The organism is Corallococcus caeni (assembly GCF_036245865.1).
GTDB classification, from domain to species: domain Bacteria; phylum Myxococcota; class Myxococcia; order Myxococcales; family Myxococcaceae; genus Corallococcus; species Corallococcus caeni.
This window is the reverse complement of record NZ_BTTW01000013.1, coordinates 170,128-183,650: the sequence shown is the minus strand read 5'-3', so window position 1 is coordinate 183,650 and position 13,523 is coordinate 170,128. Positions and strand designations below refer to the sequence as shown.

Sequence of the window (13,523 nt, the reverse complement as noted above, 5' to 3'; positions counted from 1 at the left end):
GAGGCGGCCATTGCAGGCACAGCGGAACGGTGTCCCCGGTTGAGCGAACGCCAACCAGGCCCTTGCAGGAGAAAGATGTCTGGCATTGATGTATGGCTTTGCGATGGGGAAAAGCCGTGGGGCATGCCCGCGGGCACGGAGGTCCGGGTAGACTCCGGAGCCATGGGTGCCGTGTCGAACCCCCCCGAAGGCAAGAACGCGCTCCTGCGTGGCCTTCCCTCCATTGAACAACTCCTGCGGCGGCCGTCGTTGGAGCCCCGGCTCGCGAATCTTCCTCATGCCCGTGCAGTAGCGGCCCTGCGGCTCGCCGTCGAACGCGTGCGCTCCAGGCTGCTCGCGGGAGACCCGCGTCCCTTCGAGGACGCGGACGTGGAGGCGGCGCTCTCGTCCCTGGCCACGCCGAACCTGCGGCGCGTGATCAACGCCACGGGTGTCGTGCTCCACACGAACCTGGGCCGAGCGCCGCTCGCCCCGGAAGCCGTGGAGCGTGTCGTGGCCGTGGCGCGCGGCTACTCCAACCTCGAATACGACCTGGATGAAGGGGAGCGCGGCAGCCGCTACGCGCCCCTCATCGGCCACCTGCGCACGCTCACGGGCGCGGAGGACGCCATCGTCGTCAACAACTGCGCGGGCGCCGTGCTGCTCGTCCTCGCCGCGCTGGCCTCCGGCCGTGAGTGCGTCGTGTCCCGCGGTGAGCTCGTCGAAATCGGCGGTGGCTTCCGCATCCCGGACGTCATGCGCCAGTCCGGCGCGAAGCTCGTGGAGGTCGGCACCACCAACCGCACCCGCCGCGCGGACTACGCCAACGCCTTGACCCCGGACACCGGCCTCATCGTGAAGGTCCACCGCTCCAACTTCGCGCTCGTCGGCTTCACGGAAGAGGCGTCCCTCGCGGAACTCACCGAACTGGGACGCTCCCGTGACGTGCCCGTCTTCCAGGACCTGGGCTCCGGCGCGCTCGTGCCGCTGTCCGGCCCGGGCCTCACTCCGGAGCCCACCGTGGGCCAGGCCATCCGCGACGGCGCGGACGTCGTTGCCTTCTCCGGCGACAAGCTCCTCGGGGGCCCCCAGGCAGGCGTCATCGTCGGCCGCGGGGACCTGCTCCAGCGCATCAAATCCCACCCGCTCACACGCGCGCTGCGTGTCGACAAGATGACGGTCGCGGCCCTGGAGGCGACGCTGGAGCTGTACCGGGATGGCCGCCCGGACGCGGTCCCCACCCAAAGCCTGCTCACCCAGCAGCCAGCTTTGTTGCAAGCCCGTGCCGAACGGCTGGCGGCCCTGCTCGCGGCGCGCGGCGTCGTGGGCCGGGTCGTGTCCGTGGATGGACAGGTGGGTGGAGGTGCCATGCCTCTGGCCCGGTTGCCTTCCTACGCTTGCAGCCTCACCGTAGAAGCGCCGAAAGTATTCCTGGAACGTCTGCGCGAAGCCGAGGTGCCCGTTATTGGCAGGATTGCGGATGACGAGGTTGTTCTCGACGTCCGATGTCTCTCAGAGGAGGACCTGGGGCAGGTCGCGCAGGCTGTGGCGGCCGCCCGTTCGGGAAACCAGCCATGATCAACAGCGCCGTGCTCGTTTTAAACCGGTACTACCAGCCGGTTCACGTGACGTCGGTCAAACGGGCTTTTTCCCTGCTGTATCAGGGCGTCGCCAAAGCCATCGACGAGCAGTACCGCCTGTATGAGTTCGAGGACTGGGCCGCCCTCAGCGCCACCCAGGACAGCATCACCACCATCGACCGCACCATCCGCGTCCCGCGCGTGCTCGTGCTCGGCGCGTATGACCACCTGCCGCGCGCCAAGGTGCGCTTCTCGCGCCTCAACATCTACGCGCGCGACAACGACACCTGCCAGTACTGCGCGAAGCAGCTGCCCCGCAGCGACCTCAACCTGGACCACGTCAACCCGCGCACCCAGGGGGGCAAGACGACGTGGGAGAACGTGGTGTGCTCCTGCGTCCCCTGCAACCTGAAGAAGGGCGGACGCACGCCCGAGCAGGCCGGCATGCGGCTGCTCAAGAAGCCCGTGCGCCCGCGCTGGACGCCGCTGTTCCGCGGCGCCATCCGCAAGGTCACCTACCGTGAGTGGCTGCCGTTCCTGCACCTCGCGGACGTGTCGTACTGGAACGTCGAGCTGCTCGACGAGTGACAGCGAACGGTTCCCCGGCCGCCTGCTCCCCGAGCCTCCTGGCGCCGGGGCGCGGGCACCGGGGCCGTGGGGAACGGCCGTGAAATGGCGGGGTGTCGACTCGGGCGGTAGGACGGGCTTTGATGCGAGCCTTCGTGAAGCCCGCCCCCTTGCCTCCATCCGCTCCCGCCTCGCTTGCTGGCGCTTCGCCGCGTGCGGCCAATGACGTGTCGCCTGCAGGGCCCGCGGGCCTCGCGCGGCGCGCCCGCTCGCGGCGGATCATCGCGGTGGGCGGCGGCAAGGGCGGCATCGGCAAGTCGATGGTGTCCGCGAACCTGGGCGTCGCGCTCGCGCAGGCCGGCCACAAGGTGCTGCTCGTGGACGCGGACCTGGGCGGCGCCAACCTGCACACGTGCCTGGGCGTGGGGCCTCCGGAGGCCACGCTGTCGGACTTCCTCCGGCGCGGGAAGGCCAACCTCGAAGAGGTGATGGTCTCCACTGGCGTGCCCGGGCTGTCGCTGATCGCCGGCGCGCAGGACTCGCTGGACGCGGCGAACCTCAAGTACGCGCAGAAGCAGAAGCTCTTGCGCACGCTGCTGTCGCAGACGACGGCGGACTACCTCATCCTGGACCTGGGCGCGGGCACCAGCTTCAACACGCTCGACTTCTTCCTCATCGCGGACCACGGCCTGCTCGTCGTGCTGCCGGAGCCCACGTCCGTGGAGAACGCGTACCGCTTCGTCAAGGCGGCCTTCTTCCGCAAGCTCCAGCAGACGGAGGCGCGCTACGGCATCCAGGACCTCGTCGAAGGCGCGCTGTCCACCCGCGAGGGCGCCCTGCGGACGCTGCACGACGTCGTCGCGCAGGTGCGGCGCAAGGCCCCTTCGGACGCGGAGCGGCTGGAGCGCGAGCTGGCGGCGTTCCGCGTGCGGCTCGTCGTGAACCAGGCGCGCACGGACGCGGACGAGAAGGTGGGCGCCGCGATGGTGTCCGCGTGGAAGAAGTTCTTCGGCATCGACATGGATGACCTGGGCGCCCTGCGCTACGACGACGAGGCGTGGCGCGCGGTGCGCAAGCGCAAGCCGGTGCTCATCGAGCGGCCCGACTCGCCGGTGGCCCAGGGGCTCCAGCGCATCGCCGCGCGCATCCTGACGCTCGACGGCCCTTCCCCCGAGTCCGCCATCCCATGAAGCCCTTCGCGCAGCAGACCTACTACGAGCTCCTGGAGGTGCCGCCCACGGCCTCCGACGCGGAGATCCGCGCGGCCCACGAGCGCCTGATGGAGTTGTATTCACCGGAGTCCATCGCGGTGTACGCGCTGGGGGATCCGGACCAGGTGGACGCGCTGCGTGAACGGATGAACGAAGCGATGGAGATGCTTACCGACGCGGACCTGCGCGTCGAGTATGACCGCTCCATCGGGCTGTCCACGGAGCGGCTCGCGAAGGCGGCCGTGACGGCGGATGCCGCGGACAAGGTGGACTCGGCCGCGCGGGTCGCGGAGGCCCTGGCCACCGCCGCCGCGGCGCTGGCGAAGGCCGCGGGCGCGGTGGACGCCGAACGGTTGGAGGCGGAGTCGCGACTGAAGGCCGCGGCGTCCGTGAGCGACACGGAAGGGGAGGCGCCGCGCGCGAGCGAGACGCCCGGAAAGAGCGAGGAGCGGATGCGGGGTGAGGAGTCGAAGCGGCAGGAGTCCTCGGCGAAGGACGCTCCAGGCGTGCCCCCCGAGCCGGTGAGGGTGGGGGGCGTGGCGGTGGTGGAGGCCTTCCGTGCCTCGTTCACCCGGAGCCTGTCGTTCGTCTATGTCCCGGCGGGTCCGCTGCGCGGGCAGGGCAGGGGAGCCGCCGAAGCTCCGGCGCCCGCTGTGGACGCGAAGCCGTCCGGAGAGCCGAAGGCCGTGGAGGCCGAGGCGTCCAGCACGTCCGCTCCCGCGCAGGACGTGGCGGCGCAGGCCTCCTCAAGTTCCACCCCGGAGCGCACGGAGGCCGCCGCCCCGGCGCTGTCGGCCCCCGTGGCGAGCGCGACCGGATCCACCCCCGTGCCCGCCGCCGACGGTTCCGCCACCGCGCTCGCGGGTTCCACGGTGGATGCTGACGAGGCCGCCACCGCGCCCGTGGGTTCCCCGGTGAACACCGACGCGGTCGGTACGGGGTCCACCGGATCCGCGCCGGTCGCTGACGGATCCGCCACGGCCCCGGACCGCGTGGAGGCGGCTCCTTCTCCCGCCGTCTCGAGCCCGCCGGTCTCCGAGGACGCTCCCCAGGCTCCCGCCGTCGAAGCCTCGACGGAGGCCCCGGCCTCGCGGTCCGCTCCAGAGGCCAGCGCGGTGACGGCGCCTCCGGAGCCCGCGGCCGTGGCCCCGAGCCCCACGCCGGACGCCACCAGCGCGGCGGCCGTGACGACCACCCAGGGCGAGTCGGATCCGAACCCCGCCCCGGACGCCAGCACCACCGCGCTGGCCCGGACCCCGGCCACGGGTGCCTCCCGCGCCGCCGTGCGGCCCCTGACGTCGCGCCCCATCGACTCGCGTCCTGGCGCCCACGGCCCCACGGGGCCGGGCAGCGTGAAGGGCCCCACGGTCCGCAAGCTCGGGGAGGCCCAGGTCCTGGCGCAGGACTCCGCCATCGCGACCGCCGAGTCCGCGCTGGCCCAGGTGGCCGCCAAGGTCCGCGAGGCCCGCCCCCGGGGCGTGGACATCCCCGCCGACGCCGAGTTCAACGGCGAGCTGCTGCGCCGCGTCCGCGAGGCCCGCGGCCTGTCCATCCAGCAACTCGCCGACCGGACCCGCATCTCCGTGCGTCACCTGGAGAACGTGGAGGCGGACCGCTACACCGCGCTCCCCACCACCGTGTACCTGCGCGGCATCCTCATGAACCTCGCCCGCGAGCTGGGCCTGGACCCCCTGCGCGTGTCCAAGAGCTACCTGGCGCTGTTCTCCGAGAAACCCGCCAAGTCGGGCCGTTGACCCGGCGGCGGCCGGGCACCCTCCCGTGCGACGGGAAAAGTTGACTCGCACGGGGTGGGTGCCTAAGTAGTGGCACGATGACGGAAGAGGAAAAGGTCAAGGCGATGCGACTCGCTCGCGCGATCGCCTCCGATATCTCGCTCTACAACGAGCAGAAGATCATCAAGGGCATCGAGCAGGACAACCTTTTCGAGGTCCTCAAGGAGGAACTGGAAGAGGGGCGCGCGCTCTACAAGAGCCGCGTGAGCGCGGAGATCAGCACCCAGGCGAACTTCTTCGAGCGCGCCATCAACGACATCGTGCTGCGCTCCAAGGCGCACGTGAAGTCGAAGATCTGGTAGCGCCCTCCGCCGTGGCCTCACCCGACACGCGCGAGCACCGCGCCCTCCCGGAAGCCCGGGGCGAGCGGCTGGATGCGTACCTCGCCCGCGCGTTCCCGGACCTCACCCGCTCCCGCCTCCAGGGCCTCATCGCCGACGGCCACGTGCTGTCCGACGGCAAGCCCGGCAAGGCCGCGCAGCGCCTGCGCGGGGGGGAGCTGCTGTCGCTCCACGTCCCCGCGCCCGTCGCCGCGATTCCCCAGGCCGAGGCGCTGCCCGTGTCCGTGCTGCACGAGGACCGGGACCTCGTCGTCGTGGACAAGGCCGCCGGCATGGTGGTGCACCCGGGCGCGGGGCACGCCTCCGGCACGTTGGTCAACGCGCTGCTGCACCGCGTGAAGGACCTGGCCGGCGTGGGCGGCGAGCTGCGTCCCGGCATCGTCCACCGGCTGGACAAGGACACCACCGGCTGCCTCGTCGTCGCCAAGCACGAGCAGGCCCTGGTGGCCCTCCAGAAGGCCTTCAAGACGCGCGAGGTCCAGAAGACGTACCTGGCGCTGGTGCACGGCGTGCCGCCCGCGGAAGGGCGGATTGAGACGCTCTACGGCCGCCACCCCATCCACCGCCAGAAGTTCACCGGCAAGGTGAAGGAGGGCAAGCCCGCCATCACCCTGTTCCGCGTGCGCGAGTCCTTCGACGGCGCCGCGCTGGTGGAGGTGGACCTGCTCACCGGCCGCACGCATCAGATCCGCGTCCACCTGGCGGAGGCCGGGCACCCGCTGCTCTGCGACGCGCTCTACGGCGCGGGCCGCAAGGCGAAGGGCGCGGTGGCGCAGGCGCAGGAGGCGCTGGGCCGCCAGGCGCTGCACGCGTGGCGACTGGCCTTCGAACACCCGCGCACCCACAAGCGGCTGGACCTGGAAGCCCCCCTCCCGGAGGACTTCACGAAGGCGCTCGCGCTGCTGCGTGAGGCGAACATCCCCGCCGGGCCTCCCGTGAAGGCGAAGCCCGCGGCGAAGAAGCCGGCGGCGAAGGCTACAGGCCGGAAACGCTGAGCTGCTGCTGGCGGCGGGAGAGGACCTTGATGGGCTGGATGGCCATCACCCGCATGAAGACGGCCAGGAGCTCCGGGTCGAACTTCTGGCGCATCTCCGTCCACATCAGCATCAGCGCCACCTCCGGGCCGTACGCGTCCCGGTAGGGCCTGCGGGAGGTGAGCGCGTCGTACGCGTCGCAGATGGCGATGATCTTCGCGTACACCCCCAGGTTCGTCTTGGGGATGATCATCTGGATGTTGCCGCGCGCGTCACGCACCGCGGTGCCGTAGTCCGTCTTGTGCTCGAACGTCGTCACCACGCGCAGCAGCGTGGAGCGGCTGAAGCCCTTCTCCATCAGGATGTTGCGCACGCTGATGAGCGGCGCGCGCGCCACCGCCGTCTTCTCGTCCGCGGTGAGCGCCCCGCGCTTGGTGGACAGCTCCTCCGGCAGCGTCGTCATGCCCGCGTCGTGGAAGAGGGCGATGTAGCCCAGGTCGCGCAGCTGCGGCTTGGTGAGGCCCAGCTCCGCGCCGAACACGATGCACATCAGCGCCACGTTCACCTGGTGGTAGACGAGGTAGTCCTCCTCGCGCTTCTGCGTCGTCATGCCCAGGAAGTGGGTGCGCTGATCGTAGGAGATGTCCACGAAGTCCTGCACCAGGCGCAGCGCCCGCGAGGAGCCGATGGGCTTCCCCGCGCGCACGGACTCCAGGTACTTCTGCAGGAAGAACACGGCGCGCGCGTACACGGTCATCGCGTACTTCTTGCGGTCGACCTTCTGGTCGCCCGGCGTGTCCATGTCCTTGTTCAGCTTCTCCTTGAGCTTGGAGAACTTCGCCACGCGCATGTTGAGGAGCTTGCGCCCCTGCAGGCCGTCCTCCTCCGCGGTGGAGGACTGCTCCTTGCTGAAGATCCAGACGAAGTTCTTCAGCTCCTGCGTGGTGACGGGCTTGGTCAGCGTGATGCCGCCCACGTCCTTGGCGCGCAGCTCCGACAAGAGGTAGCGCTGGTTCTCGATGGAGTTGAGGTCCACCTTCACCAGCATGCCGTTGAGGTAGAAGGAGTCCTTGACGCCCGTCAGCTCCAGCCGGCCTTCCTTGCCGATGATCTGGTTGATGATGTCCTGGAGCTGGTGCAGCGGCTTCTCGAAGACGGCGTTCTCCGGGTCGTACATCTTCACGGAGCGCACGAGCATGTAGAGGCCCGCGAGCATGGAGCGCGACAGGTTCTGGAGCTTCTCGTTGTGCTCGCGCCCGTACTCCCCCAGGTTCTCGTCCTGGGTCTGATTGATCTTCAGGTTGTCGGCCATGGTGTCAGCTCGCCTCTTCCGGAAGCGCCGAGTCCCCGAACAGGGCCTTGCGCGTCTGGTACATCGCCTTGCGTGCCGCGGTGAGGACGTCCAGGGGCTGCGTCTTGTCCTCCACCACGGCCTGCAACATCTTGTAGGACTGGATGGAGCCCGCGCCGCCCAGGCCGGTGATGGCCAGCAGCTTGTCCTCCATCACCCGCCGCTTGTTGAGCAGCGACGGCTTCACCGTGAGCAGCTGCTGCATCATGGACAGCGCCGCGGGCAGGTTGGTGGCGCCGATGGCCGCGTAGACGGCGGCCTTCTCGTCGGACGTCTTCTTGTCCCAGCCGGGGTCGCGCACCAGCCGCACCAGGTCCGTGAAGGCCCGCTCGCGGTCGAACTCCGGCAACAGCTTCGCGGCCAGCATGCGCACCTGGGAGACGCCGTCGGTGAGCGCGTCGGCGATGATGCGCCGGGCCTCCGCCGTGCGGCCCCGCCCGATGATCTGCATGACCTCCAGCTTCACCACCAGGTTGGGGCTCTTCATCACCTGGCCGAACATCTTCACCCGCTCCGGGTGGTTGCTCTTCTCCAGGATGTAGACCATGTCGCGCACCGTCTGCGGCCGGTCCGACAGCAGGCGCGCCACGAACGGCTCCGGCAGCTCCCTCGCGAAGGTGGCCAGCACGTCGCCCAGGAGGAGGCGGTTCTCCGGCAGCTCGATGGTCTCCAGCACGCTGAGCAGGGGCAGCACGGAGTCCGGGCCCAGCGCCTGCAGGTAGCGCGTCACGTCCTGCGGCTGCCGCGTGCGCGTCGTCTTCAGCGACTCGCCCAGCCGCGTGAGGCGCTGCTCCTCGCCCATCTTGTGGAGGAAGTTGTTGAGCAGGCGCCCCAGGTCCTCGCCGCCCTCGCGCTGGGAGAGCGCGCGCAGCTTGAGGACGATCTGGTTCACCGTGGCGAAGTCGTCCTGGAGCAGCAGCATGTCCAAGAGCTGCAGGAAGATCTCCTCCAGCAGCACCGGATCATCCACGCCGCCTTCCACCACCTGGAACACCGCGCCCACGAGCTTCGGGAACAGGCGCGCGTTCTCCTCCTCGGTGATTTCCCGCTGGATGCGGGCCTTCAGGTCGTCCGTGGCGTGCCGGCCGCCCACGACGAGGCCGCGGATCTGCTCCACGCCGTCCAGCTTCGCGTCCAGGTCCTCCGCGGACACGCGCGCGAAGCGCAGGAAGTCATCCGAGTTCGTCTGGAGGCGGGAGTAGAGGTAGCCCACCACCTTGTCCACCTCCACCTGGACCTCGTCCTCGGAGGCGCCCTCCATGGAGAAGCCCTCCACCACCACGTACTCCACCTGCTGCATGCCCGCGCGCCACAGCTGCGCGAGCACGTCGTCCGCGCCGCGCTCCGGCTCCGACAGCGCGATGAGCGTGAGGGTGACCAGCTCCTCCAGCGGCAGCCCCGGCCGGAAGATGAGCTGGCGGATGCCGTCGCGGAAGAACTTGTAGGGGAGCGGCGACTCCTCGGAGAAGAGCGCCTCGCCGTACAGCATGAAGTTCTGCTGCTCCACCTTCAGCGAGAGCGGCCCGTACTTCTCCGTGTACGAGGAGATGGCCTCCTGCGCCTTGGAGAGGAACTCCGGGAAGCGCGCCTCGTTGTGGCGGTACATGCCAATCTGCTTGATGCCCTTGAGCAGGTGGAACGCGAACGTCTTCGCCAGCTCCACCTTCTCGCGAACCTCCGGCGACTGCTCCGGCTCCGCGTTCGCGTCCGTGACTTTCTGGGGCTGTGCCATGAAACCTGGAAGAATCCGGATGGGGCGGAAGGCCCCGCTGGGGGAACCCGGAGTGTACTCCTGTCTCCTGTCGGCTCCCAATCCGAGAAACGCCCAGAATCCAGAGGGTTGAAGTGACAGCTGGGCAACGCCGGGCGGACTGGCGGTGAATCCCGGGTGTGTTAGGCAGGGGGCCCCTTTGCTTGCCGGAGTCCCCGTCCATGAAGCGACTGGCCGCGTCCGCCCTGGTCCTGGCGTCCCTCACGGGGTGCTTCCGCATGAGCGTGCGCAGTCCGGCGCCGCGCGAGGGCGCACCGGAGACCCAGACCGGGGCGAGCTTCGTGGAGGGGCTGACGACGTCCAACGTGGCCGCGGCGGAGTGCCGGCATGGCCTGTCGCGGGTGGACGTGTACTGGCCGTGGTGGAGCCCGTTCGTCTACGCCTTCACCTTCGGCATCGTGACGCCGCTGCGCGCGGAGTACGTCTGCGCGAAGGGGGCGGCGGACTCCGGCGGCGGCGACCCGGAGGTGCCGCCGTCGGTGCCCGCGCTGTAGCGCGCCGTCAGTGCGACGGCGGCGGGGCCTCCGCGCCGCTCTTGCCCTTGAGGGCGGAGCGGAAGAGGACCGCGGTGAGGACGGCGAAGAAGGCCAGGCCCCAGACGTTGGACCACGTCGGGTGCGCCAGCTCGCTCTCGCCCACGGCGTTGAGGAACGCGCCCACCGCGTTCTCGTGCCCGAAGAGGGCGGGCAGGTTGATGGCGCGCGTCCAGGCGCCGTCGCTGGCGATCTCAAGGAACGCGATGAGCACGCCCGCGATGGAGCCGCCCGCGATGTAGCCGGAGGACATCAGCGTGCCGGGGGAGAACTCGGACTCCGCCGCGCTGCCGCCGCGCAGCTTGTCCACGAAGTGGCGCACCATGCCGCCCACGAAGATGGGGGCGCTGCTGCTGATGGGCAGGTACACGCCCACCGCGAAGGGCAGCGAGGACACGCCGCACAGCTCCAGCATCAGCGCGATGAAGACGCCCAGCAGCACCAGGTCCCACGGCAGCCGCTGCGTGAGGATGCCGTCGATGATGAGCGCGAACAGCTGCGCCTTGGGGGCGGAGTAGCGGGTGAGCGTCTGGCCCTCGTACTCGCTGATGCGGCCGCCGATGCCCGGGTCCACCACGTACTGGATGCTGCCCTGATCATCCACGAGGTAGCGGCCGGCGGGCACGGGCGTGTCCGCGCCGCGCACGAAGCCTTCCTTGTAGACGCGGTCCGGACCGGCGGTGACGAGCCCCGCGTCTGACAGCTTCAGCGACGGGCCGTTGGCCGGCGCCAGCGTGAGGTTGGACAGCTCCTGGGCGGGGATGGGGCGCCAGCTGCGCAGCTCCAGCGCGCCGTCCGCGGGGACCATGTCCAGGCGCTCCGCCCACAGCGAGCGCTTGAGCTGCGCGGGCGTCATGCCGCGCTGGGTGAGCGCGTCCTGGGAGACCGCCCAGCGATAGGTGTGCTGGGTGCGCGTCTCGGTGGACATCTCCGTCACCTGCACGCCCGGGTGTGCTTCCGGGATGACCGCGGTGGCGCCCTGGTTGAGCAGCACCAGCACCAGGCCGATGAACATGGCGCTGGTGAGCACGCCGACGAAGAGGGCGATCTGCTGCTTCCTGGGCGTGCCGCCCACGAGGAACGCCGTCTTCAGGTCCTGCGCCGTGGTGCCGCCGTTGGACGCGGCGATGCCCACGATGGCCGCCGTGGTGAGCGCCATGAAGCGGTCCGGCGACGACGTCCAGCCGAACAGCAGGTACACGAGGCAGGTGACGAGCAGCGTGGCCACCACCATGCCGGAGATGGGGTTGGACGAGGAGCCGATCTCGCCCGTGATGCGCGCGCTCACCGTCACGAAGAAGAAGCCGAAGACGACGATGAGGATGGCGGAGATGAAGTTCACGTGCAGCGGCGGCGCCAGCCAGATGGCCAGGATGAGCAGCGCGCTGCCCACCAGCACCACGGTGATGGGCAGGTCCTGATCCGTGCGCAGCACCGTGGGCAGGGCGCCCTGCGTGCGCGACTGGCGCAGCGTCTCCACGCTGCGCTTGAAGGCGCCCACGATGGTGGGCAGGGAGCGGATGAGGCTGATGAGGCCGCCCGTCGCCACCGCGCCCGCGCCGATGTAGAGCACGTACGCGTTGCGGATCTGATCCGGCGACATGTCCCGGATGAGCATCCCGTTGTGCACGAGCAGCGGCGTCTCCATGCCGCTGCCGAAGAAGGACACCATCGGGATGAGGATGAGGTAGCTGAGCACGCCGCCCGCGAAGGTGATGGACGCGACGCGCGGCCCGATGATGTAGCCCACGCCGAGCAGCTCCGGGGACACCTCCGTGGAGAGCGTCGCGGCCTTGAGCCCCTTGATGGGCGTGCCGATGGCCTCCTTGAAGAGCTTCATCCCGGAGTAGGCGAACTTGTAGACGCCGCCGATGATGAACCCCAGGATGACCGTGCGGGCGTTGGTGCCGCCCTGCTCACCGACGATGAGCACGTCCGCGCTGGCGGTGCCCTCCGGGTAGGTGAGCTTGCCGTGCTCCTGGACGATGAGGCCCTGGCGCAGCGGAATCATCATCAGCACGCCCAGCACGCCGCCCAGCGCGGCGGTGAGGAACGCGTGCGTGAGGCTGATGTCGTAGCCCAGGATGAGCAGGGCGGGCAGCGCCGCCGCCACGCCGAACGCGAGAGACTCGCCCGCGGAGCCCGTCGTCTGGACGATGGTGTTCTCCAGGATGCTGGAGCGCCCCAGGGCCCGGAAGATGGCGATGGAGAGCACCGCCACCGGGATGGACGCGGACACCGTGAGGCCGACCTTGATGGCCAGGTACACGGACGACGCCGCGAACACGATGCCCAGCACCGACCCGAGCACCAGGCCGCGGAGGGTCAGCTCCGCGGGCGACTGCTCCGGTGAGACGTAGGGCTTGTGCGGGGCGCCATGCGCCTCCGCGAGGGGAACGCGATCATCGACGACCGGCGGGGAACCATGGGCCAAGCAGGCACTCCTGACAGGAAATCAGGGGGCCTGTTGTAGCAGGGTCTCCGCCGGGGTGCGAAAACAGCCTCAGCCCTGGGCGGCCAGCGTCTCCGGATCCACCTCCGCCATGAGGGCGGCCAGCTCCGACTTGAGCTTGTCCTTGGCGCGGATCTCCAGCTGGCGCGCGCGCTCGCGGGAGAAGCCGAAGTGCTCGCCCAGCTCCTTGAGCGTCATGGGGCGCTCGTTCATCACGCGCTGCTCGATGATGAAGCGCTCGCGCGGATCCAGGCGCATGAGGGCGGTGCGGACGCGGTTGTTGATGAGGCCCGCCTCCTCCTTGTCCGCGAACTCGTCGTCCTGGGGCGCCGCGGCGCTCACCACGAAGTCCACGTGGCTGTTGCCGCCGTCCTCGCCCATGGGCGCGTCCAGGGACAAATCCCGGCCGCCCATGCGCTGCTCCATCTCCCGGACCTCGCCCGGCTTCACATGGAGCTTGCGGGCAATCTCATCCACGTTCACCACGGCCTCGCCGCTGCCCAGCTTCTCCAGCTCCCGGCGCGTGCGCGCCAGACTGAAGAACAGCTTGCGCTGCGCCTGCGTGGTCCCAAGCTTCACCAGCGACCAGCTCTTCAGGATGTAGTTCTGGATGTACGCGCGGATCCACCACACCGCGTACGAGATGAGGCGGATGCCCTTGTCCGGATCGAACTTCTGCACCGCCTTCATCAGGCCGATATTCCCCTCCTGGATGAGGTCCGACATCTTGATGCCGTAGGAGCGGTACTCGTAGGAGACCTTCACCACGAAGCGCAGGTTGCTGGTCACCAGCCGGTGACCCGCGGCCAGGTCTCCCTTGATGAACCGGCGCGCCAGCTCCTGCTCCTCCTCCACCTTCAGGAGCGAGTACTGGTTGATCTCCGAGAGGTACATCGCGAGGGAGCCGGAGTTGGACGACTGCTCGGTCGAAGCCTGCATGGATGGGTTCTCCAAATCGGGGCCTCCTGCCG

General features: G+C 69.6%; 11 protein-coding genes. 7 read left to right on the top strand and 4 right to left on the bottom strand.

Features of this window, described 5'->3' with window-relative positions; genetic code table 11:
* Window positions 1–162 precede the first annotated feature (162 nt).
* The 6 genes from selA to AABA78_RS36965 all read left to right on the top strand — a co-directional run bounded on the left by selA (window position 163) and on the right by AABA78_RS36965 (window position 6,466).
* Window positions 163–1,557 carry an L-seryl-tRNA(Sec) selenium transferase gene (gene selA, locus AABA78_RS36990; protein ID WP_338270230.1) on the top strand — a complete coding sequence of 465 codons (1,395 nt, stop codon included), beginning with the start codon at window positions 163–165 and terminating at the stop codon, window positions 1,555–1,557.
* Window positions 1,554–2,147 (top strand): HNH endonuclease, encoded by a 594-nt coding sequence (locus AABA78_RS36985; RefSeq protein ID WP_171414316.1) that lies wholly within the window; start codon window positions 1,554–1,556, stop codon window positions 2,145–2,147. Before selA ends, AABA78_RS36985 begins: the two co-directional genes overlap by 4 nt.
* Before the next feature lie 122 nt (window positions 2,148–2,269).
* The gene (locus AABA78_RS36980; RefSeq protein ID WP_216622905.1) at window positions 2,270–3,316 is read left to right on the top strand and encodes a P-loop NTPase; all 1,047 of its coding nucleotides are present in this window, start codon (window positions 2,270–2,272) and stop codon (window positions 3,314–3,316) included.
* Window positions 3,313–5,091, top strand: a complete 1,779-nt coding sequence (locus AABA78_RS36975) for a helix-turn-helix domain-containing protein (protein WP_338270187.1) — start codon at window positions 3,313–3,315, stop codon at window positions 5,089–5,091. The genes AABA78_RS36980 and AABA78_RS36975 overlap by 4 nt, the downstream gene beginning before the upstream one ends.
* A 77-nt stretch (window positions 5,092–5,168) precedes the next feature.
* A complete protein-coding gene (locus AABA78_RS36970; protein ID WP_120526362.1) occupies window positions 5,169–5,432 on the top strand; it encodes a hypothetical protein in 264 nt (87 codons plus the stop codon).
* Window positions 5,433–5,443: 11 nt separating this feature from the next.
* The gene (locus AABA78_RS36965) at window positions 5,444–6,466 is read left to right on the top strand and encodes an RluA family pseudouridine synthase (RefSeq protein ID WP_338270185.1); all 1,023 of its coding nucleotides are present in this window, start codon (window positions 5,444–5,446) and stop codon (window positions 6,464–6,466) included.
* Here the strand turns inward: AABA78_RS36965 and AABA78_RS36960 are convergent.
* Both AABA78_RS36960 and AABA78_RS36955 read right to left on the bottom strand, forming a co-directional pair.
* Complete coding sequence (locus tag AABA78_RS36960) at window positions 6,447–7,757, bottom strand: HD-GYP domain-containing protein (protein ID WP_171414309.1); 1,311 nt, start codon at window positions 7,755–7,757, stop codon at window positions 6,447–6,449. The genes AABA78_RS36965 and AABA78_RS36960 overlap by 20 nt on opposite strands.
* 4 nt (window positions 7,758–7,761) lie before the next feature.
* Entirely contained in the window at window positions 7,762–9,528 is a 1,767-nt protein-coding gene (locus AABA78_RS36955) for a HEAT repeat domain-containing protein (RefSeq protein WP_338270184.1), read from the bottom strand.
* A gap of 200 nt (window positions 9,529–9,728) precedes the next feature.
* Here AABA78_RS36955 and AABA78_RS36950 point away from each other — a divergent pair, with 200 nt between their 5' ends.
* Window positions 9,729–10,061, top strand: a complete 333-nt coding sequence (locus AABA78_RS36950) for a hypothetical protein (protein WP_338270183.1) — start codon at window positions 9,729–9,731, stop codon at window positions 10,059–10,061.
* Window positions 10,062–10,068: 7 nt separating this feature from the next.
* Here AABA78_RS36950 and AABA78_RS36945 read toward each other — a convergent pair whose 3' ends face one another.
* Together AABA78_RS36945 and AABA78_RS36940 are read right to left on the bottom strand one after the other, a co-directional pair.
* Entirely contained in the window at window positions 10,069–12,534 is a 2,466-nt protein-coding gene (locus AABA78_RS36945) for an OPT family oligopeptide transporter (protein ID WP_338270182.1), read from the bottom strand.
* 69 nt (window positions 12,535–12,603) lie between these two features.
* Window positions 12,604–13,491 (bottom strand): RNA polymerase factor sigma-32, encoded by an 888-nt coding sequence (locus tag AABA78_RS36940; RefSeq protein ID WP_014396039.1) that lies wholly within the window; start codon window positions 13,489–13,491, stop codon window positions 12,604–12,606.
* Window positions 13,492–13,523: the final 32 nt, after the last annotated feature.

What these genes read in the sequence shown, in the direction of transcription:
- AABA78_RS36970 (WP_120526362.1), top strand. Translation starts at nt 5,169, where the DNA reads ATGACGGAAGAGGAAAAGGTCAAGGCGATGCGACTCGCTCGCGCGATC.
- AABA78_RS36960 (WP_171414309.1), bottom strand. Translation starts at nt 7,757, where the DNA reads ATGGCCGACAACCTGAAGATCAATCAGACCCAGGACGAGAACCTGGGG.
- AABA78_RS36980 (WP_216622905.1), top strand. Translation starts at nt 2,270, where the DNA reads ATGCGAGCCTTCGTGAAGCCCGCCCCCTTGCCTCCATCCGCTCCCGCC.
- AABA78_RS36940 (WP_014396039.1), bottom strand. Translation starts at nt 13,491, where the DNA reads ATGCAGGCTTCGACCGAGCAGTCGTCCAACTCCGGCTCCCTCGCGATG.
- AABA78_RS36975 (WP_338270187.1), top strand. Translation starts at nt 3,313, where the DNA reads ATGAAGCCCTTCGCGCAGCAGACCTACTACGAGCTCCTGGAGGTGCCG.
- AABA78_RS36955 (WP_338270184.1), bottom strand. Translation starts at nt 9,528, where the DNA reads ATGGCACAGCCCCAGAAAGTCACGGACGCGAACGCGGAGCCGGAGCAG.
- AABA78_RS36985 (WP_171414316.1), top strand. Translation starts at nt 1,554, where the DNA reads ATGATCAACAGCGCCGTGCTCGTTTTAAACCGGTACTACCAGCCGGTT.
- selA (WP_338270230.1), top strand. Translation starts at nt 163, where the DNA reads ATGGGTGCCGTGTCGAACCCCCCCGAAGGCAAGAACGCGCTCCTGCGT.
- AABA78_RS36950 (WP_338270183.1), top strand. Translation starts at nt 9,729, where the DNA reads ATGAAGCGACTGGCCGCGTCCGCCCTGGTCCTGGCGTCCCTCACGGGG.